This is a genomic window from Desulfosediminicola ganghwensis (assembly GCF_005116675.2).
In the GTDB taxonomy this organism is placed as follows: Bacteria; Desulfobacterota; Desulfobulbia; order Desulfobulbales; family Desulfocapsaceae; genus Desulfopila; species Desulfopila ganghwensis.
Genome location: NZ_CP050699.1, coordinates 2,599,681 through 2,618,248 on the forward strand (window position 1 = coordinate 2,599,681; position 18,568 = coordinate 2,618,248).

The 18,568-nt window shown below is 50.8% G+C and carries 22 protein-coding genes; 7 read left to right on the forward strand and 15 right to left on the reverse strand.

Translation table 11 applies throughout. The annotated features are described in order from the left end of the window. Positions 1-30: 30 nt before the first annotated feature. Complete coding sequence (locus FCL45_RS11045; RefSeq protein WP_136796901.1) at positions 31-330, reverse strand: putative quinol monooxygenase; 300 nt, start codon at positions 328-330, stop codon at positions 31-33. A 390-nt stretch (positions 331-720) separates the two neighbouring features. On the opposite strand from FCL45_RS11045, the gene FCL45_RS11050 reads away from it, so the two are divergent. Then, positions 721-975: a hypothetical protein gene (locus FCL45_RS11050; RefSeq protein WP_136796900.1), complete on the forward strand. Its 255-nt coding sequence runs from the start codon at positions 721-723 to the stop codon at positions 973-975. A 98-nt stretch (positions 976-1,073) separates the two neighbouring features. Here the strand turns inward: FCL45_RS11050 and FCL45_RS11055 are convergent, their stop codons facing one another. The 11 genes from FCL45_RS11055 to FCL45_RS11105 form a co-directional block, all read right to left on the reverse strand. Next, a complete protein-coding gene (locus FCL45_RS11055) occupies positions 1,074-1,739 on the reverse strand; it encodes an amino acid ABC transporter permease (RefSeq protein ID WP_136796920.1) in 666 nt (221 codons plus the stop codon). Next, on the reverse strand, positions 1,739-2,503 hold the full coding sequence (locus FCL45_RS11060; RefSeq protein ID WP_136796899.1) for an amino acid ABC transporter ATP-binding protein: 765 nt from the start codon (positions 2,501-2,503) through the stop codon (positions 1,739-1,741). The genes FCL45_RS11055 and FCL45_RS11060 overlap by 1 nt, the downstream gene beginning before the upstream one ends. A gap of 2 nt (positions 2,504-2,505) precedes the next feature. After that, positions 2,506-3,183 carry an amino acid ABC transporter permease gene (locus tag FCL45_RS11065; RefSeq protein ID WP_136796919.1) on the reverse strand — a complete coding sequence of 226 codons (678 nt, stop codon included), beginning with the start codon at positions 3,181-3,183 and terminating at the stop codon, positions 2,506-2,508. A gap of 111 nt (positions 3,184-3,294) precedes the next feature. Continuing rightward, positions 3,295-4,047: an ABC transporter substrate-binding protein gene (locus tag FCL45_RS11070; protein ID WP_136796898.1), complete on the reverse strand. Its 753-nt coding sequence runs from the start codon at positions 4,045-4,047 to the stop codon at positions 3,295-3,297. Between the two features lie 259 nt (positions 4,048-4,306). Beyond that, positions 4,307-4,660 carry a hypothetical protein gene (locus tag FCL45_RS11075; RefSeq protein ID WP_176360036.1) on the reverse strand — a complete coding sequence of 118 codons (354 nt, stop codon included), beginning with the start codon at positions 4,658-4,660 and terminating at the stop codon, positions 4,307-4,309. 216 nt (positions 4,661-4,876) lie between these two features. Continuing rightward, positions 4,877-5,278, reverse strand: coding sequence for a putative zinc-binding protein (locus FCL45_RS11080; RefSeq protein ID WP_136796897.1), 402 nt, complete (start codon positions 5,276-5,278; stop codon positions 4,877-4,879). A gap of 13 nt (positions 5,279-5,291) precedes the next feature. Continuing rightward, entirely contained in the window at positions 5,292-5,522 is a 231-nt protein-coding gene (locus tag FCL45_RS11085; RefSeq protein WP_136796896.1) for a thioredoxin family protein, read from the reverse strand. Positions 5,523-5,543: 21 nt separating this feature from the next. Continuing rightward, positions 5,544-6,845 carry a permease gene (locus FCL45_RS11090; protein WP_136796895.1) on the reverse strand — a complete coding sequence of 434 codons (1,302 nt, stop codon included), beginning with the start codon at positions 6,843-6,845 and terminating at the stop codon, positions 5,544-5,546. A 58-nt stretch (positions 6,846-6,903) separates the two neighbouring features. Then, the gene (locus FCL45_RS11095; protein ID WP_136796894.1) at positions 6,904-7,224 is read right to left on the reverse strand and encodes an ArsR/SmtB family transcription factor; all 321 of its coding nucleotides are present in this window, start codon (positions 7,222-7,224) and stop codon (positions 6,904-6,906) included. Positions 7,225-7,447: 223 nt separating this feature from the next. Next, positions 7,448-8,842, reverse strand: a complete 1,395-nt coding sequence (locus tag FCL45_RS11100; protein ID WP_136796893.1) for an MFS transporter — start codon at positions 8,840-8,842, stop codon at positions 7,448-7,450. Positions 8,843-8,939: 97 nt separating this feature from the next. Beyond that, entirely contained in the window at positions 8,940-9,386 is a 447-nt protein-coding gene (locus FCL45_RS11105; protein WP_136796892.1) for a MarR family winged helix-turn-helix transcriptional regulator, read from the reverse strand. Between the two features lie 269 nt (positions 9,387-9,655). Here FCL45_RS11105 and FCL45_RS11110 point away from each other — a divergent pair, with 269 nt between their 5' ends. From FCL45_RS11110 to FCL45_RS11120, 3 genes are all read left to right on the forward strand, one after another. Then, positions 9,656-10,582 (forward strand): RluA family pseudouridine synthase, encoded by a 927-nt coding sequence (locus FCL45_RS11110; protein WP_217907719.1) that lies wholly within the window; start codon positions 9,656-9,658, stop codon positions 10,580-10,582. A 50-nt stretch (positions 10,583-10,632) separates the two neighbouring features. After that, a complete protein-coding gene (locus FCL45_RS11115) occupies positions 10,633-12,066 on the forward strand; it encodes a DEAD/DEAH box helicase (RefSeq protein ID WP_136796891.1) in 1,434 nt (477 codons plus the stop codon). A gap of 200 nt (positions 12,067-12,266) precedes the next feature. Continuing rightward, positions 12,267-12,944, forward strand: a complete 678-nt coding sequence (locus tag FCL45_RS11120) for a polyamine aminopropyltransferase (protein WP_136796890.1) — start codon at positions 12,267-12,269, stop codon at positions 12,942-12,944. Positions 12,945-13,128: 184 nt separating this feature from the next. Here the strand turns inward: FCL45_RS11120 and FCL45_RS11125 are convergent, their stop codons facing one another. The 3 genes from FCL45_RS11125 to FCL45_RS11135 form a co-directional block, all read right to left on the reverse strand. Beyond that, positions 13,129-13,635 (reverse strand): NUDIX hydrolase, encoded by a 507-nt coding sequence (locus FCL45_RS11125; protein ID WP_136796889.1) that lies wholly within the window; start codon positions 13,633-13,635, stop codon positions 13,129-13,131. 34 nt (positions 13,636-13,669) lie between these two features. Continuing rightward, positions 13,670-14,548, reverse strand: coding sequence for a DMT family transporter (locus tag FCL45_RS11130; protein WP_136796888.1), 879 nt, complete (start codon positions 14,546-14,548; stop codon positions 13,670-13,672). A gap of 316 nt (positions 14,549-14,864) precedes the next feature. After that, positions 14,865-15,116 (reverse strand): Trp family transcriptional regulator, encoded by a 252-nt coding sequence (locus tag FCL45_RS11135; RefSeq protein WP_136796887.1) that lies wholly within the window; start codon positions 15,114-15,116, stop codon positions 14,865-14,867. 126 nt (positions 15,117-15,242) lie between these two features. Between FCL45_RS11135 and FCL45_RS11140 the strand changes: the two genes are divergently transcribed. From FCL45_RS11140 to FCL45_RS11150, 3 genes are all read left to right on the forward strand, one after another. Then, the gene (locus FCL45_RS11140; RefSeq protein WP_136796886.1) at positions 15,243-16,103 is read left to right on the forward strand and encodes a branched-chain amino acid ABC transporter permease; all 861 of its coding nucleotides are present in this window, start codon (positions 15,243-15,245) and stop codon (positions 16,101-16,103) included. Between the two features lie 146 nt (positions 16,104-16,249). Then, entirely contained in the window at positions 16,250-18,070 is a 1,821-nt protein-coding gene (locus FCL45_RS11145) for a thiamine pyrophosphate-dependent enzyme (protein WP_136796885.1), read from the forward strand. Next, on the forward strand, positions 18,067-18,567 hold the full coding sequence (locus FCL45_RS11150) for a 2-oxoacid:acceptor oxidoreductase family protein (protein WP_136796884.1): 501 nt from the start codon (positions 18,067-18,069) through the stop codon (positions 18,565-18,567). Before FCL45_RS11145 ends, FCL45_RS11150 begins: the two co-directional genes overlap by 4 nt. Position 18,568 lies beyond the last annotated feature (1 nt).

Here is an 18,568-nt window from a genome sequence, read left to right on the forward strand (position 1 = left end):
TCAACAAAAAACACTTTTGGCCGCGAAACTTTACATTGGTGTGTCAATTCCGGACCAGGTTGTCACTTCGCCTGAGACCAGCATGTCCGCGATTTTTTCCTGTAGGGCAGTCAGTGTGGGGGCGCTGGCATGAATATCAAGAGCCTCTTTGCTTTCCCATATTTCATAAAACAAAAAGGTGGACGTGTGGTCAGTGCACTTATGCAGGTCGTAGCGGAGACAGCCTTTTTCACTGCGCACTCTGGAGACAACCGCGGCAAGTTCATGTTCCAGGGATTTTTCCATGCCAGGTTTGGCTTTCAATGTCGCGGTAACATAGACGGTATTCATCGTAGGTATCCTTTTGAAAAAAGTTTTTTTGGGAGACTTAGGCGCAGGTTCATCATCCACGATCTCTGTTGGTGCATGATCATCTACCAACCAAGTACCTGACTGTAAGAGCTCAATGGCTTTTTCTAGATCGGTTACAGATATTCCATTATGGGAAATGCTTTTGGGTTGGCCTTTTTATCTCTTAGTCTTAGGGGCGTTCTATTGGTGTTTGAAACGGTTACATAATAACTATCAGGAATAATGGTACAAGAAGGCACAATTGCGTAAGATACGAACCATTTGGTATGAATTGCCAGAAATAGGGGATTGCCGGAGGATTATTTTTTAATCTTTTTTCTGAATCCCCTTAATCTTCAGCTTGAAAGGGTAAAGAGAGAGGCGTGAGGTGTGTCTGGCAAGTACCGGGCCTTGGCCCGCACATTGATGGAATCCGTCGACCGCTTTGCCTTTGTGGGAGAAATCGCTCGTTACCTGCGAAAACTTAACGGTCCTGGGTGCCAGGGCAGAGTGTACGGCTTTGAAAATATAGCTGAGGCGTGCGATTTTCTGCGAAACGAGGTAATAGCGGATGAGCTGAGCTATGCAAAATCTGCCAAGAATGAGCACCTGGAGAGGGTGTGTACAGCCAGATCCATGACATGAGCTGTTTAAAAAACCTCTGTTTAAAAGAAGTCAGCTGCAACCTCTGCAAGAAAAATGGCTGTACCTCGCTTGGTTCAACGTAACAACACCGGCTCGCGTTACTTACCGAAGCCAGGCACATAGAGGCGTTGCTCCAGTTTTTTCAACAGGAACATGGCCGCGCTCACCAGCGCCAGGTAATACAGACCGATGATTGCGAACACTTCGGTGAACCGAAAATATTCAGTGGCAATGGTCTTGCCCTCGCCGGTCAGTTCCATGCAGGTGACGACATAGGCCAGCGATGAATATTTGATGAGGTAGATGATCTCGTTGCCGCAGCCGTGCAGGGAACGCCTGAACGCCTGGGGAATGATAATCCAGAAGATGGTCTGGAAGTTGGTAAAGCCAAGGGCCTGGGCACCGAAGTACTGACCGCGTTTAATTGACAGCAGAGCTCCGCGCACATATTCGGACTGGTACGCACCGGAGCAGAGCATAAAGCTGATTACTGCCGCAGCATAGGGGCTGAGGTAGATGCCGATGTTGGGCAGGCCGAAGTAGAGGATGAAGAGCTGTACTACCAGCGGTGTGCCGCGAAAGAGGGCGGCATAAAAGTCACCGAGTCGACGAACGGTTTTGCTGCCGAAAGAGCGTAAGGTGCCGGCGGCGATACCGATAGCTACCCCACTCAGGGCGGAGGGGATAATCAGCGCCACACTCATCACCAGGCCGCGGTTGAGGGCAGTGATCAGCTCCTGATAAAATGGTGAGAGTTCCACGATCAACTCTCCATTTGGGCGGTGTCGCTCAACATCTCGCAGAACGCACGGGTTCTCGACTCACGGCCCGGGGCAAGCAGTTCGGAAGGGGCACCATGTTCGATAATGCGGCCTGCCTCCATGAAAAGAATCTCGTTGGCCAGCGAGGAGATAAGTCCCATCTGGTGGGTGGCCAGAATCATGGTCATGCCTTTAGCGGCCAGATTCCTGATAACGGCCACAACCTCACCGATCAGCTCGGGATCGAGCGCGGAGGTAGGCTCGTCCAGGAGCAGGATCTTCGGGTCCATGGCCAGAGCCCTGGCAATGGCCACCCGCTGGCGCTGGCCGCCTGAGAGTTCTGCGGGGTAAAGATGCACTTTGTCCCCAAGGCCCACCTGGGTAAGCTCGCTCATGGCACGTTCATGTGCCTCTTTTTTGCTGACCTTTTTAACTTTCCTGAGCGACACGGTAATGTTGGCCAGCGAGGTGAGATGGTCAAACAGGTTGAAATCCTGAAAAATCATGCCGACCTGCTGGCGCAGCTCGCAGAGTGATTTTTTGTTGGCAAGATCTACCTCGTCGCCAAAGAGGCGGATGGTGCCGCTGTCCGGCTGCACCAGGCAGTTGATGCACTGCAGCAGGGTCGATTTGCCGCCGCCGGAAGGCCCAATCAGCACCTTTATTTCACCTGTGACCATCTGCAGACTGATATCGCGCAGGATGGTGGTGCCGTTAAAGCTCTTATTGAGGTTTTCGACCTCAAGGATAGGAGCGGAGAGTGTCATGATTACATTCCTTCTTGTGCATAACCGGGGATTCTGTACCGTTTCTCGAGTCGAGCGAGCAGCATGACTCCGGCCCAGGTCAGGATAAAGTAGATGATACCGGCGGTGATATAGAGTGGCAGATGTTGGTAGGTGCGAGAGGCGACGAACTGGGTTCGGGCCATAATTTCAGGGGCACCGATAACGAAGGCTAGGGCCGAATCTTTCAGTACGATGGAAAACTCGTTGGACCAGGCCGGGATCGAGACCCGCAGAACCTGGGGTAACACGATGCTGGTGATTGCCTGGCGCTCACTCATACCGAGGGCACAGGCCGCCTTGAACTGGCCTTTGGGCAAGGAGAGTATGGCGCCTTTGAAGATATTGGCCTGATAGGCTCCGGTGGTCATGCCGAGTACCAGGGCTACAGCCACCATGGCGCTGAAGTTGAAACCCAGCCAAGTGAAGAGACCGAAATAAAAGAGAAAGAGTAGTACCAGGAGCGGTACGCCGCGAAAGAACCAGATATAAAACCCGAAGATTGCGCGGGTGGCCTTGTTGCCAAAAACGATACCGACAGCCATGGTAAGCCCCAGGACAAGACCGATCAGCATGGCGGCGGTGACGATGGCCACCGTAATAAACGCTCCCTGCATCAGGTAGGGAAGCGATTCAGTAAGTATATTGATATATTCGAGCATGGTCATGCCATATGCAGGCTGTGACGGCGCGCATCAGAGGAATCCAGGGTCCCGGCCGCTTACTTGCAAGCGACCGGGACCGATTTTAAAACCGGTTCTAACAGTGCACCATTACTTGTTGAGGCCGTATTTCTGAATGAGCTCAGCCCACTCTGGTGAGTCCATCAGTTTTTCCAGGGCTGCGTTCACTTTCTCAAGCAGTTCGGTGTCGTCTTTACGGACAGCATAACCGAAGGATTCGCCGTGCATACCGAACTGGCCGACGATCTGAACGTCTTTCTTGGCGACAGCGTCTTTGGCTGGAGCGTCGTTCATGGCAGCTGCGGAGATGCGGCCGTTCAAGGTATCCTCAACCGCCAGGGGGGAGGAGTTATAGTAACGAAGTTCATAGTTCCAGCCGTTTTTCGCTTTTTCGTCCTTGAGCCACTTTGCCTCAGGGGTGCCCTGCTGTACACCGATAATCTTGTTACCGTTCAACAATTCGTCGATGGTGAGGGCGGAGCCCTTCTTGGTGACCATGACGTTTTCGATTTTCCAGTAAGGGATGGTGAAATTTACCATCTTCTCACGCTTTTCGGTAATGGACATGCCGGAGGCGATGATATCTATTTTCTTGGTGAGCAGGCTGGTGATAATGCCGTCCCACTCGGTGGGTTGGTGGGTTACCTCCATGCCGAGCTCGGCGGCGATCCACTCCATCGCCTCTACATCAAAACCGCTCGGGGTACCGGTCTTGTCGACATAGGCAAAGGGAGGGAAGTTGGCATCGATGCCGTTAGTGATTTTGGTAGCGCTGAAAACATTGCCGCCTGTGAGCGTAAGTGCCACAAGAATGGCCAGAACTGCAAGGTTTTTCCGAAACATTGTATTTCCTCTGATTATATGGGGCTGGCGAAAGACCGCTTCAGCCGTTGTCGCGGACTGCCGGAGTTTTGGTGAATCTCAGGCGGTCCAGAGTCTGCAGGAGAGGTGTATAAAGAAAATAGTTCGTAATGTCAATCTGGAAAGGGATGAGTGGAGGAATGAAGCACTATTTTTTTCCGGCAGATTATCCAGTGGTTAGCGAGGATCTCTGAAGGTGTTGTTGCAGAGAGGCTCTCAGAACGCCATCGGGGAGGTTGATTCAGATACGAATAACTGACAAGGGGTGTGAAAAAGGCCTGTGCAGATGTTCTTTCGAGAAATTGCCCCCAACACTGAGAACGACAAGTATAAAGAGCATCGCCGGGAAAAGGATTTGAAAAAAGTGCACCGGTGCTATGAGCCCGCCCTCGGTCACTGTTGCAGCAGCGCCCGCCACCAAAAGCACGTTGAGTATATCAGCACCGATGACATTACGTACCGCAGTCTCCTGGACGGCCGGAATCATAGCCCGGGAAGCGACGAGGATCAGACCAAGGGCAAGAATAAACCGTGAGGTGCCGATAAGCCCTGGTGTACAGTCCGGTTCCTCAAAACTCTCTTTACCAAAGTCCACATCCCCCTAAACCAGAGAACCGAAAGCCCCAGGTAGGCCAGGAGAAGGAACAGGAACACAACACCCAGGCCCTGTAGCATTCACGTTTGTGAGTGCTACAGGCTTTTTTGCCTTCCTGGGGCGAGTGGTTTACTCAAGGGGTTGGTAGAGCGAAATCAGGCTGCTACGAAGTTGATGAGCACCTAAAATCTTAATCTGGCTCCCTCTGTTACAACCCTATTTACTGCTGAGCATTGATGCGGCATGTTGGGCAACCTGGTGGATGGCCGATTCGGTTATCTCAGTTGCTCCCTTGGTGTACCCGAGATCATCAAGGCAAAGGTGTGTAACTTGTGAAAAGCCCGCTTCCTGCATGGATTTCAGGCCACAATGGAGTTTGCAGCCATCGATTGCCAGGATACCGCTGGCTGCTTCTGCCGATTTGAGCAGACCAGTGACCCTGCCGCCTATGCCGGCGAGGCACGACATCTTACCGTGCCCCTCACGGCTCAGCTTTCTCGCGACCCTGTCACTGAGTTCTCCCACATCTGCAGAACCGGAACATGCATAAACCAATTTTGGTGCGATACCGTTACTGGTGCTGCAACTGCATTTACAATCAGTCTGCGGGGTACTCATTGGCTTTCCTCCTTTAGCTGAGCATAGTTTTAATTTCATCAACCGTAGGAACCTTTCCAACCACCTTCACTTCTCCTTCAATGGCGATGGCCGGAGTCATCATTACCCCAAAGCCCATCATTACATTGAAATCGGAAATTTTTTCTATCTCGTACTCAATCCCCAGCGCTTCAGCGGCCGCTTTGGCATTATCAGCGACCTGCTGGCATTTTGTGCATCCTGGACCAAAAACCTGAATTTTCATAATGTTACCTCATTGTTGTATTTATGCGAAAAATGACCCGAAGATCAGGCCGCTCAATGTTGCCATGGTGATGACAAGTGCAACAAAAACCGCTGTCTTTTTAGTGCCCATTACACTGCGGATGACCAGCATATTGGGCAGGCTGAGTGCCGGGCCCGCAAGCAGCAGCGCCAGCGCCGGGCCTTTGCCCATGCCGCTGCCAATCAACCCCTGGAGAATAGGTACCTCTGTCAGGGTGGCAAAGTACATGAACGCCCCGGCAAACGAGGCGAAAAAGTTTGCCCTGAGGGAATTGCCGCCAACTGCGGCAGCTACCCATTCGGAAGGGATCAGTCCTTCATTGCCGACACGGCCAAGCAGGGCACCGGCAATGAGCACACCGATCAGCAGGAGTGGCAGTATCTGTTTGGCAAAATCCCATGAAGAAGAGAACCATTTCCCTAATTCGCCGTTATCCATACTGGTGATGAGTGACAAGCCGATAAACCCTGCTGTGAAGGCGAGTGCCGGATGGTCGGGGGCAGCAAATGCCAAGAGAGCAACTACGGAGGTTACCAGTGCTATTTTCCAGGTACGTACCCCGAACCAGCGCACAAGGATTGCGGCAAAGAGCAGGCCGAAGCCTGAGGTAATGAGCCATTTGATGTTATACAAGAATGCCCACAATCCATCTGCTGCCTGCGGTTTACCCCAATTAGCGAAAACCAGTATGCCGACCATGGAAAAAAAGTAGAGTGCGTTTTGCCATAACGGCCGGACATTTTCGTCTGCCATCATTGCAATAGGAACTGCGGGTTTGTTTTCTTCTTCATTGCGGAAGAAAAATGCCATGAGCAATCCGATAATGATGCTGAAGACCACCGCACCCACACCTCGTGCAATCCCCATGGTCGGGCCGAGAACGGTGGCGGTCAGAACAATGGCAAGTACATTGATGGCAGGCCCGGAATAGAGAAACGCGGTGGCAGGGCCAAGACCGGCTCCCATCTTGTAAATACCTGCAAAGAGCGGCAGGATGGTGCAGGAACAAACGGCCAGGATGGTCCCGGAAACAGATGCGACCCCGTAAGCAAGCACCTTGTTGGCCTCAGCGCCCAGATATTTCATAACGGAGGACTGACTGACAAAGACACCGATCGCACCCGCTATGAAGAAAGCGGGAACAAGGCAGAGAAGAACATGCTCCTGCGCATACCATTTGACCAGGTGGAATGCCTCGAGCATAGCGTTGTCAAAGCGGGGGTACCCCACTGGCAGGAAATAACATCCAAGAAAAACGGCTATGATCCAGACCAGATACTTCCATTCAACTTTCCAGTTCATTGTTCATCCTTACGAATTGTCACTTGGCAAAATAACCAAATGATTGCGAAAAAAAATTTCAGCCCAGGAGTCCATTCCTCTCTTCGATGCCTGCCTGGATAACCGCTTCCACGCAGGGCATAAAGTTCAGGATGCATGGAACCTTGAGTCTGTAGTAGACCATCTTGCCCCGTTTTTCATCTGCAACCACACCGGCCTGCTTGAGTACGGAGAGATGTTTGGAAATGGTAGAAAAATCTGCATCGATGGTTTCTGCGAGTTCGCAAACGCATTTTTCTCCATCGGCGAGCTGCTCGGCCATCCAGAGCCTGGTCGGATGCCCCAGGGCTTTTAATACATTGGCTTTCGCCTCAATCAATGCTCGTTGTTTACCTTTCATAGTATTACCTCACTGGGTCATATGGTAAAATGGCCAAGTGAGGTTGTCAACAAAAAAATGTATGTTACCTGCTTCTTATCAGCACTCATGCTCAGTTTCACTACACGAGGCGTGAGGCCCCAAAGGGGGAGGGCAACAGCTTACAGCTCAGGAGTAGCGTCATTGTGGTCTTGATTAATGTCATACCCTGTGAGTTCGTTAAAGTGAGCCTGCTGTAACATGCTCACATTTTACCAGCAGGTTTTTTGAATCTCCCGACAGAGCACAGCACACCAAGGCAGCTTATACCTGCGAAACATGCCATTCCCCATTGCATACTGTTCATGAATGGTTCATGGGTATCGGCTCGCAGCAGCGAGTGTCCCATAAAGTGCTCCACCAGAAAAGTTGAAATTGCCATGCTGACCAGCATGCCGAGGTTACGCATGATGGCGGTGAGACTCGATGCCATACCGTATCTCTCTTTCGGCACCGAATTCATGATCAAGGTGGTGTTTGGTGATGAAAACAGAGCAAAGCCCAGGCCCATAATGATAAAAACGATAATTATAAAGCTGAGTGAGCTGTTCGCCTCTATCCGCGTTGCCATAAAAAGTGATAGAGCGCAAAGCCCCATGCCAACGGTGGCGAGCTTTCCCGGGTAAATACGGTCGGCAAGCTTACCGGCACTGGGGGAGAGGATGCACTGAATAAGGGTCTGTATCATCAGCAGCAAACCTGCATTTTGCGGTGACAGTCCTTTTATACTCTGCAGGTAAAGGCTGAAGAAAAAGATAATGCCGAAACTTGCGGCGTAGTTGAGTAATGCTGCCAAGGCGCTCAAGCTCAGAGACCTGTTTGAGAGCAGGAAGTTGACGGGGAGGACAGGGGAGGAGACCCGGCGCTCAATTATGATGAATAGGCCAGCTCCGATGACACCGCTTATCATCAGTAGAGTTGCCCAGTCCCCAACCCATTCTTTTCCTGTAATGCTCACTGTCAGGCATGAGATGACCAGAGCAAAGAGCAGGCTCCCTGTGAAATCAAATCTCTGGGTTCTATCTCCCCACCATTCACCGCGTAATACTGCTATACTCAGGCAGAGTCCAACGATACCGAAAGCTGCAGTAAACCAGAATAGGAATTGCCAGTTGAAATAATCGACCAGAAAGCCACCTAAAGCAGGCCCGGCTGACAATCCGGCATAAACGAAGGCTATAATTATTCCCATGCTTCTTCCCCTCTTTTCGGGAGGAATAACCGAGGAAAGAATGGCAAAAGAAGCTGTGGTAATTAGAGCGGTAGCCATTCCCTGGATAAATCTCAGGATGAGAAAGATTGTTATATCAGGGCTGAAGGTAATGATTATGGAGGTACAGCAAAAACCAATAATGCCGCTCAAAAATATTTTTTTCCGGCCATAAAGGTCGGAGAGTTGACCGGATGGCAGCAACAGACAGCCAAGGCCGAGAATATAGAGCATGGCTGCCAGGCTGAGTTGAAAAGTGGATGCCTGGTAATATTCACCGATAGCGGGCAGGGCGACGTTTACTCCAGCGGCCATGAAAGGGGTGATAAACTGGACGATACAAATAATAAGAAGAATCAGGTTATGATTTTTTTGCCGGGTGTCATTCATTACTGCGATCTCGGAAGGCTTTAAAAGGTAACTGTGTTATGGCAGGGTTGGGTAGAGTAGCGTGACAGATCTGCCGAAAGCGTTTAATGCATTGTGTCTATTGCGTTTTTTGGTAATAGTGAATTTGATTATGGAGTGCTTTGGCAAGAAGTTTGGTGAACTGCTGACATTCCTGTTGGCTCAAACCATCAAGGGAGCGCTGGTTACTCTCGCTCAGCATCTGCCAGAACTCAGCCTCTTTTGAAAGAGCGTGTTCAGTGGGGAAGACCTGTTTTTTTCTGCGATTAGCAGGATCTGTCTTTCGCACAATGAAGTCAGATTCTTCCAGCTTACTGAGTTGACGCGCTGTTGCCGCTTTATCAATATAGTGGATAGCTGAAATTTCGTCCTGGTTTATGCCCGGGCTCTTGAAAATGGAGGCCATAAAGGGGATTTGGCTCCCGGTTAAGCCCAAAGTCCGGGCCAGGGGTTCAATGTTGGTTCGGCTCAGTCGAAAGAGCATTGCGATGTAAAAGCCGAATGGTTGTTTGTCGATGTATTTCATAACCTTCCCAGGATTGTCTGGTCAACAGTTGACCTGTCAACGATAGTGCTATGGCCGTCAAAAAACAAGATTCTTTTTAAGAAAAGTACAGGTATCATCGATTCTGTGCGATCAGACAATGGGTTACCGGTTATAGTTGTTTTTCAGGCTCTCTGTAATCAGATGTGGAAATAGTTAGGACTTTGGCCGCAAAAAAGGTAGATTGCCGACGCCCTGCACATGCATGATAGTATGAGCGACACGTTGACCAGACCCTATCTTTCGAGAGTATGATGAAAAAGACCAGAACACGAACCCGGCCAGAGAAAAAGACAAAAAAATCCGACACTTTTACTGTTACCAGCCAAGGTCCGCTGCTTGAAAGCCTTGTTACCGCCTTTCCCGGTAAAAGTCGTAAACTCCTCAAAGCGGTTTTGCGTGATAGTCAGATAAAGGTAAATAACAGAACAGTTACCCAGTTCGACCATCCCTTAAAGCCAGGCCAGGTGGTAGAGGTGAGCTGGGACAAATCGTCTCCGCAGAAGCGTCCTCACGGACTCAACATAATCTTTGAGGATGATGATATTATCGTCGTCAACAAACCTGCGGGTTTGCTCACCGTCGCAACAGACAAGGAAAAGCGTAAAACCGCTTATTCTCTGCTCAGTGAATATGTGAAAACTGAAGATCCTGATAATAAAATTTTCATAGTCCACCGGATTGACAGGGAAACATCAGGCCTGCTGCTTTTTGCCAAGAACGAAAAAATAAAGCTCAAGATTCAGGAAACATGGATCTCGACTATCAAGGAGCGTACCTATATAGCCGCTGTAGAAGGTGAAGTTAAACGTGAAAGCGGAACAATCACCTCCTACCTGAATGAAAGTAAAGCCTTTATCGTCTACTCTTCACAAAATCCGCGAGTAGGCAAGAAAGCTGTCACCCATTATAAGACGCTCAAAAGTAACAAAGATTTCTCTCTGCTGCAGGTGAATCTCGAAACCGGCAGAAAACATCAGATTCGTGTGCACATGCAGGATATCGGACACCCGGTTGTTGGCGATATAAAGTATGGTTCTAGAATAAAACCTATCGGACGTCTCGGCCTGCACGCCCAGGGACTTGTTTTCACCCATCCGAAAACCAATGAACTGTGCAGTTTTGAGACAGGGATCCCGGAAAAATTCAATCAACTCTTCAAGCAGAATCAGAAATAGCCTGTTCATATCCCCGACCAGCTGTCTCTAATGCGATTTGTATAAATTTTATGTCATTTTCTTCACTAGAGCTCTCTGAGCCTCTTCTTCGTGCTATTGATGAACAGGGTTACACGACACCGACCCCAGTTCAGAATAAGGCCATTCCAGCTGTTCTTTCAGGCAGGGATGTTATGGCCGCTGCCCAGACCGGTACCGGTAAAACTGCAGGTTTTACGCTGCCGATCATGCAACTGTTAGCCACCGGGCCAGGTGTGCGATCGAACCACATTCGCGCATTGATACTGGTTCCCACCCGCGAACTTGCCATGCAGGTTGGTGAAGCTCTTGCCGACTACGGCAGATATCTGCCGCTGAGCAGCGCTGTTGTGTACGGCGGCGCAAAAATTAATCCGCAGATGATGAGACTGCGCCGCGGTATTGACATTCTTGTCGCCACACCCGGCCGCCTGCTCGATCTTTATCGCCAGAATGCGGTGAAGTTTGATCAGCTTCAGGTACTGGTTCTGGATGAAGCGGATAAGATGCTCAACCTCGGCTTTAAAGATGAGATTGATGAAATCCTCGCGCTGTTACCACGAAGACGACAGAATCTTTTGTTCTCAGCGACCTTTTCAGCAGAAATCCGGGCGCTCTCCACAACACTTCTCCACCGCCCGGTTCAGATAGAAGTCAACCAGCGTAATTCAGCGGCCAAGAGTGTCAAACAGTGGTTGATCGAGGTCGACAAGAGCAAAAAGCCCGATCTGCTCTGCCATCTCCTGCAAAACAATGACTGGGATCAGGTACTGGCATTCAGCCGGACTAAAAAAGGCGCTGATCAATTGGTCAGAAAACTCACGGGGAAAGGTGTTTCCGCCCTGGCGATTCATGGTGATAAAAGCCAGGGAGCGCGTAACCGGGCTCTTGCTGATTTTAAAGATGGGTCAATCCGTGTTCTGGTAGCCACGGATATTGCCTCGCGAGGTATTGATATCACGGAACTCAGTTGTGTTATCAATGTCGATCTGCCGAAGGTGGCCGAAGACTATGTTCATCGCGTCGGTCGTACCGGTCGTGCTGGTAAAGAAGGTGTTGCGATATCTCTGGTCAGTGCCGATGAAGTCCAGCTTCTTACCGCAATCGAGACCCTTATTCGCCAACTCCTGACCCGTGAGGTTACAACCGGCTTTGTTCCCCACCACGGTGTCCCTCTGACCCATTTGCAGCAACCGAAGCCTAAAAAGCCCAAAAAACCGAAAAAGCAGGGTGTAAAGAGTCAGGCCCAGAATCAAAAGGGCAGTTCCGCAAAAAGCGGAGGGAGCCGGGAAAACAGTTCCGAAAAAGAAAACCCGCGGCAACGAGGCAGGGCAGCACGGGGGGCGGGGAGCCCGCAGGGCAAATCAGGGGGGAGACGAAACAGTAAATCCCAGGATGAGGTCACAATAGCCAAATCCTGCAAGCCCGGTTCAGGTAGGCGTAACACGCGAAGGAAAAAACGGTGATAAATGAGTGGCAGTCAGTTTGACTGCTCCAGACCCCGATTTCTCAGGAACATTTTTTCAAAAGGCTAATCAACCTCAGCAATTGCTAGTCCGGAACAGATACGTCGCCAGAATGTTACACGTGCGTTGTGGAAATCTGATTATCACGCACTCATCTGCTCAACTGTCCGTACAGCAAGGTGGGCAGTATAAAGGATATTATGAAACCCTGGGTAACACTTGATCGAGCCCGAATTCCCGATGAAGAGGGCGAGCTCATCTTAAGAAAGCGTGACACGGAATACTCAATCCGTACTGAAACCACTGAATTGATGAACAGCCGCCTCCACGGCTCTGAAGAGGCTCTGGCCAGGCTTGCCTGTGAGCGCCTTTCGTATCAAAGGGATGTGAACATCCTTATCGGCGGTCTTGGCATGGGATACACGCTTGGAGCAGCACTTGAAAATTCCGGCCCGGATGCCCACCTGACCGTTGCAGAATTTGTACCGGCAGTGATCAGCTGGAACCGTGAATTTCTCGGCCACCTTGCAGGGTTTCCGCTTAATGATCCCAGGGTGGCTGTTTGGCAGGGAGATGTCGTTCAGGCAATCAAGAGTAAGAAATCCGCCTGGAACGCGATACTACTCGATGTGGACAACGGCCCCGATGGACTTACCCGTGAGGCGAATGATCAACTCTATGGTCTGCCGGGTCTACATGCCGCCTTTGCAGCGCTCAGGCCCGGTGGTATTCTCGCTGTCTGGTCCTATGCGCCAGACGATGGTTTTACCCGACGTCTGAAAAAATGCCGATTTCGCACAGAAGTTGTCACAGCTCACGCCAACAGCTCCGGCAAGGGTCGCAAACATACTATCTGGCTTGCTGTAAAACCGGGCTAAGAGGATGTCCGGCAATGGCTTTCCCCCAAATTCTGCGGAATTTTCAAAAAATAATGCTCGCAATATCAAGCATATGAATTTGCTTGATATTTCTTCGATATCTCGAATTGTGAAAAAAATGCATATCTGACAGGATTCCGGCTCACTATTCTGATGAATCTTCCTGTAATGAAGAAGGCGGGATTCAAATGAAATCGATTTCTTCATCCCGTAACCGATGAATTATCTCGATTCCATCCGGGGTAACAGGTTCCTTTTTACTGATTTCGAGGATCTGGCTGAGAGAATGAAACTCCCCGTATTCAATTTCCTCTGCCTGAAGGGTGAACGGTCCTTCATGGCGACACCAATATATTCGCCCCCAGACACGGTTGTCCTCCCGGTCATAGAAGTGGTCGAATAGAACGTTGAGGGGAGCGGTGATGCCAAGTTCCTCAAAAAGTTCCCTTCTGGCAGAATCTTCATACGATTCTCCTGCCTGCACCACGCCTCCTGCCGCAACACTCCAGTAACCGGGGTAGATATCCTTGGTCAAGGTACGTTTCTGGAGAAAAAGTTCGTCCGCTCTGTTGAGCACCAGGATGTAGCATGCCCGATGAATAAGCTTCTGTGCCCGCATAATTGAGCGTGGTACCGCATCAATGGGAATGTTGTTTGAATCAACGATCTGTACTATTTCTTCTTGTGTCATCTCGGTGTGTTGTCGAAAGTATTTTTGAAAATGGCTATATTCTCGTCTTGAGCCTGCTCATAAGTCGGTCAACATTTACCGAAACCAGCAGAATACCAAGCAGGGTTATCGTACCCCCGACAATAAGCTTCCAGCCGATCTCATCCCCAAACCACCAGATACCGAATATTGAAGCAAGAACCGGAGCCAGAAGTAACAGCGGTGTCACTATCGAAACAGGGTAACGGCCAAGGAGATAGTAGACGATGCCGTGCCCGAGAACAGATGCGCCGATGGCTGAATAGAGCGGAGACCATAACTGAATAATTTCGAGATCTGCCAAGGTCTGCAGTTGGCCGGATTCAAATATCAAACTGAGCAGCAACAAAGAAGGCGCAGCGATTGCGGCGATCCACGCCTGCAATTTAAAAACACCCATATTGGGAAACTGGCGCATCATGATGGTGGCCACGGCCATTGCAAAGGCAGCTCCCATTACCCAGAGAACCGCATCCAGATGACTGAAAACTATGGGGTCAAAACCGATTACCAGTATTCCGATGAAAGCTATAAAAATAGCCACAACTCGTATCGCGGAGAAGCTCTCTTTTAAAAAAATGGCGGCGAGGATAGCGGAAAACGGCACATAGAGCTGGGTGGTAATGGCTACTGAGGCGATGTTGCCGCCTGCGTTCAGGCCGATAAACATCATGCTGAAATGAATAACACCCAGCAGAAAAGCGACCTTTAGAAGGGGTTTCATGTGGCCGGGTGCGGGCCGTAGCCAGGGCAGCATGATCAAAAGCAGGAAAAAAAAGCGGATACTGGTGAAAAAGAGGGGCTGAAAGGTGAGCGTCCCTATTTTGCCGGCAATAAAATTAAAGCCCCAGGCACAGTTGGCTACCAGGGCGAGTGCTAAGTGAATGACGCTCATATCTTTTGATTACAATTCAGTATGTGGTTAACGGACGGGATACTCTAAGCAGGTTTTCTGTTCTACATCAACCCGTAACCGTATAGCCACACTAAACTGCATGACAGGGAAAAAGAATTGGGTAGCGCATCATGTCAACTGACGCACTCTCAGGCTTGCATGCATTTTTATTTTGATTCCAGAATGTTCCGGAGGCGCTGGCGTGTGGTTCTCCGGTAACTTCTGACCTGCCACTTGCTGACAGGGCAAAGAGGGGAAGCTGCGATGTGTCAGCTGCTCCCCTTCATCGTATTCACCAGTCAGGAACAGTTTTTCCTTATTTTTCCCGACTCTTCTTTAAAGCATTCGAACCACGTGTCACCGTGGCGATGCCCACGCCAAGCTCTTCGGCGATCTTGCGTTGCGGGATTCCTTTTTTCAACATTTTTATTATTTGCAGCCGGTTAACTATTTCGTCCAACTCGCTTGCAGTTAGCAGTTCGTTGAGGGACTGCTCCATCTCTTCGGGATTCTTCTTGGCCAGCAAATAATTGACTAAACTTGAAATGTTCTTTATTTTTGTATCCATGTACTAGTACGATAGTGCAAATTTGGTTTGGGTAAAGCTATTTTTTGTCGTGTTTGCCCTAAAGCCCTGTGGTACAGAGGCTGAACACACGGCGATAGTGTTGTTATGTAGGAGCCTGTTTGCTGTATGTTTGCCGATCTACTGCAATATACCTTTTCAGGGCTGACAAGTGGCGCAATTTATGCGCTGATAGCTCTGGGTTTCTGTGTGGTCAATAATACCATGAAGATCGTCAATTTCGTACAGGTGGATTTTGTGACCCTGGGTGGAATGTTGATGTTCTCATGTCTCTTTGGTGCCGGATTGCCTATGATTCCAGGCATTTTTCTTGCTGTGGCCGGAGTGGCATTAGTGGCGATGATTGTGGAACGCTTCGGGCTTCGGCCTGCGAGATCGAACCATCATCTGGTACTGATCTTTCTCACCGTGGGGCTTTCCATAATATTGCGGGGAATCATCAAGTTGATCTGGGGCACGAACCGGATGGCTCTGCCGCCTTTGACACCTGATGTGCCTATCGCTTTTATGGGGGCGAGCCTTTTGCCCCAGGCGCTCTGGGTGATGGTGCTAACCATTGGCGCGATCAGTCTGCTCACCTGGTTTTTCTATCGAACATCGCTCGGATTGTCAATGCGGGCTGTTGCTTCCAACCCCACAGCGGCCGCTGTAGTTGGTATCCCGGCCGGTCGAATCCGTCTGACCAGTTACGCCATTGCCGGTGCTTTGGGTGGTCTGGCGGGTGTACTTGTCACACCGATTACCACCCTCAATTACGATGTTGGGGTGCTGCTGGGGTTAAAAGGTTTTGCTGCGGCCATCCTGGGCGGTTTCGGCTCATTTCCCGGGGCAATTGTGGGAGGTCTCTGTCTTGGTCTGCTAGAGTCCCTTTCAGCCGGCTATCTTTCCAGCGCCTATAAGGATGTGGTGGCTTTTGTGGTGTTGTTGCTGGTGCTTTTTGTGCGGCCTAAGGGATTGTTTGGAGAGTGACTGTAAGGGGAACTGCAGGTTGGATGTTGGACGTGGGACGTTGGACGTGGGATGTGGGAACTGAGAGTTGGGTTATAGAGATAAATACAGCGTTTCAGGCTAGTCGCTGAAGATGTGGCGTGTGGCATTAGACAATAGAGGAGAGTATGACAACTGAATTATTGATGGGTAATGATGCCATTGGCCGCGGGCTGATAGAGGCTGGTTGCCAGGTTGCGGCGGCGTACCCCGGAACACCTTCTACTGAGATTTTACAGTCGGTGATCAATAGGCGGGATGAAGCTGTCGATCCACTGCATGTGGAGTGGTCGGTAAATGAGAAGATCGCTTTTGAAGTGGCGCTGGCGGCAAGTTACACCGGCAAGCGTTCTGCAGCGGTAATGAAGCAGGTTGGCCTCAATGTTGCGGCCGACCCCTTTATGCGCACCGCCTATCTCGGTGTGAAAGGCGGCATGCTCACCATTGTGGCTGATGACCCTGGCCCCCATAGCTCCCAGAACGAGCAGGATACCAGATTATTCTGTCTGCAGGGCAGGGTGCCGGTGCTTGACCCGTCGAGCCCGGCCGAGGCCAAGGCGATGGTTGAACCAGCTTTTGCCTTATCTGAAAAATATGAGATGAATGTGGTTCTCAGGCCAACGACGAGGGTCTGCCATTCTCGCCAAAGTGTTGCGCTTACAACTCCTTTGGGGCCTGATCGAAAATCGGAATTCGTACCGGATACCGGCCGGTTTTGTGCCACACCAGCGTTTTTGCCGGGGCTTCATAAAGCACTGAATGCAAAACTGGAGCAGATAGCCAAAGAGCCTGACTGGCAGCCGAAAATGGTAGAGGGGGACGGCAGTAATAAAGGTTTGGCCCTGGTAGCTTCCGGTATCGCCTATGCGAACCTGGTCGATCTGCTGGCAGAACTCGAACTGACTGGTACTGTCGATCTGTATCAGGTGTTGATGCCATACCCGCTGAACCCGGATTTCATTGATACGCTGCAAAACTCGTATACAAAAGTCCTGGTACTGGAAGAGACCTACCCGGTGATTGAGATGCAACTTGCTCACCCGGGGGCTGCAGGCAAACTGAGTGGTGCGGTCCCGAAGGAAGGGGAGTTGACTCCTGATGTCCTGTACACCGCACTGGCAGATTTTCTCGGCTTGGAGAGGCAGCAAAACGAAGCTGTACAGGCACGTGGTCAGCGTCCGTCACTCTGCCCGGGGTGCCCGCATCGAGCCGCGTTTTACTCTATCAAGAAAACCTTCCCCGATGGCATCTTTCCCTCCGATATCGGCTGTTACACCCTCGGCATGAATCTCGAGGCGGTACATACCGTCCATTGCATGGGGGCCTGTATCAGCCAGGGGGCCGGGTTTTATCAGGCGTACCGGCAGGATGGTGGAGCAACACCGACTGTGGTGGTGACCATTGGCGACTCAACCTTCTTCCATGCAGGAATCCCGGCGCTTATCAATGCTGTAGTACAGGATGCGCGCATTATCGTGGTGATTCTCGATAATGCCACCACAGCCATGACCGGTGGTCAGCCGGTACCGCATATGGGGATTGCTGCAGGTGGCAGGAAGACCAAGGCAATTGCCATCATGCCGTTAGTGAAGGCCGCCGGGGTTGAATTCATTGAAAGTTGCGACCCATATCACCAGGCACGTTTCGAAGAACTGCTGCGTAAGGCGGATGAACATACTCGTCATGAAAATGGTGGAGTGGCGGTGCTGATTGCAAAGCATGGCTGCCTGATGGACCCGGCGGTACGAAAAGCGCAGGAGGCTGCACCGGTGCAAATCACCGAAGATTGCCTGGGGTGTGGTCAGTGCGTTGAGATCTTTGAGTGTCCAGCACTTTCCATGGACAAGGAAAATGAGACAGCCCGGGTGGATGGGGATCGCTGTCATGGTTGCGGCACCTGTATCGCAGTTTGCCCGGCCCAGGCCATTGTAGAGGGGGGAATGATATGAAGCAGCAGATAGTGGTAAGCGGAATCGGTGGCCAGGGCGTGCTCTTTCTTACCCGGGTGATTGCCCAGGTTGCCGTGGACCAGGGAATACCTGTATTGACCTCAGAGAGCCACGGTATGGCCCAGCGTGGCGGTACCGTGCTCTCGACCCTGAAGATCGGTAATTTCGCAGCTCCCTTGATCCGCACAGGGCAGGCCGATGTGGCGCTGTTTCTCTGGGATGCCAATTTACCGGTGCATCAGCCGTTGATGAAAGAGGGAGGTGCACTTTTCATAAATTCCAATACTGAAGGGGTTGGCGAGCGTATCGACGCTTCGGCTATAGCCAGGGAAATGGGTAAGGCGGTACTCTCAAACCTGGTGCTGCTGGGCAGGGCAGTCAACAGTAACGCCCTGTTCTGTACGGAGGGGCAGTGTCTTGAGGCTATCGAAAAACTTGCCCCACCAAAGTTTGTAGAGCAGAACCTGCAGGCATTTCAGGCCGGGCTGAGAAACTGAG

Coding starts and splice junctions, on each gene's coding strand:
- FCL45_RS11125 (WP_136796889.1), bottom strand. CDS start 13,635: ATGACACAAGAAGAAATAGTACAGATCGTTGATTCAAACAACATTCCC.
- FCL45_RS11150 (WP_136796884.1), top strand. CDS start 18,067: ATGAAGCAGCAGATAGTGGTAAGCGGAATCGGTGGCCAGGGCGTGCTC.
- FCL45_RS11085 (WP_136796896.1), bottom strand. CDS start 5,522: ATGAAAATTCAGGTTTTTGGTCCAGGATGCACAAAATGCCAGCAGGTC.
- FCL45_RS11145 (WP_136796885.1), top strand. CDS start 16,250: ATGACAACTGAATTATTGATGGGTAATGATGCCATTGGCCGCGGGCTG.
- FCL45_RS11110 (WP_217907719.1), top strand. CDS start 9,656: ATGATGAAAAAGACCAGAACACGAACCCGGCCAGAGAAAAAGACAAAA.
- FCL45_RS11105 (WP_136796892.1), bottom strand. CDS start 9,386: ATGAAATACATCGACAAACAACCATTCGGCTTTTACATCGCAATGCTC.
- FCL45_RS11095 (WP_136796894.1), bottom strand. CDS start 7,224: ATGAAAGGTAAACAACGAGCATTGATTGAGGCGAAAGCCAATGTATTA.
- FCL45_RS11080 (WP_136796897.1), bottom strand. CDS start 5,278: ATGAGTACCCCGCAGACTGATTGTAAATGCAGTTGCAGCACCAGTAAC.
- FCL45_RS11060 (WP_136796899.1), bottom strand. CDS start 2,503: ATGACACTCTCCGCTCCTATCCTTGAGGTCGAAAACCTCAATAAGAGC.
- FCL45_RS11070 (WP_136796898.1), bottom strand. CDS start 4,047: ATGTTTCGGAAAAACCTTGCAGTTCTGGCCATTCTTGTGGCACTTACG.
- FCL45_RS11100 (WP_136796893.1), bottom strand. CDS start 8,842: ATGAATGACACCCGGCAAAAAAATCATAACCTGATTCTTCTTATTATT.
- FCL45_RS11045 (WP_136796901.1), bottom strand. CDS start 330: ATGAATACCGTCTATGTTACCGCGACATTGAAAGCCAAACCTGGCATG.
- FCL45_RS11140 (WP_136796886.1), top strand. CDS start 15,243: ATGTTTGCCGATCTACTGCAATATACCTTTTCAGGGCTGACAAGTGGC.
- FCL45_RS11120 (WP_136796890.1), top strand. CDS start 12,267: ATGAAACCCTGGGTAACACTTGATCGAGCCCGAATTCCCGATGAAGAG.
- FCL45_RS11115 (WP_136796891.1), top strand. CDS start 10,633: ATGTCATTTTCTTCACTAGAGCTCTCTGAGCCTCTTCTTCGTGCTATT.
- FCL45_RS11135 (WP_136796887.1), bottom strand. CDS start 15,116: ATGGATACAAAAATAAAGAACATTTCAAGTTTAGTCAATTATTTGCTG.
- FCL45_RS11130 (WP_136796888.1), bottom strand. CDS start 14,548: ATGAGCGTCATTCACTTAGCACTCGCCCTGGTAGCCAACTGTGCCTGG.
- FCL45_RS11090 (WP_136796895.1), bottom strand. CDS start 6,845: ATGAACTGGAAAGTTGAATGGAAGTATCTGGTCTGGATCATAGCCGTT.
- FCL45_RS11065 (WP_136796919.1), bottom strand. CDS start 3,183: ATGCTCGAATATATCAATATACTTACTGAATCGCTTCCCTACCTGATG.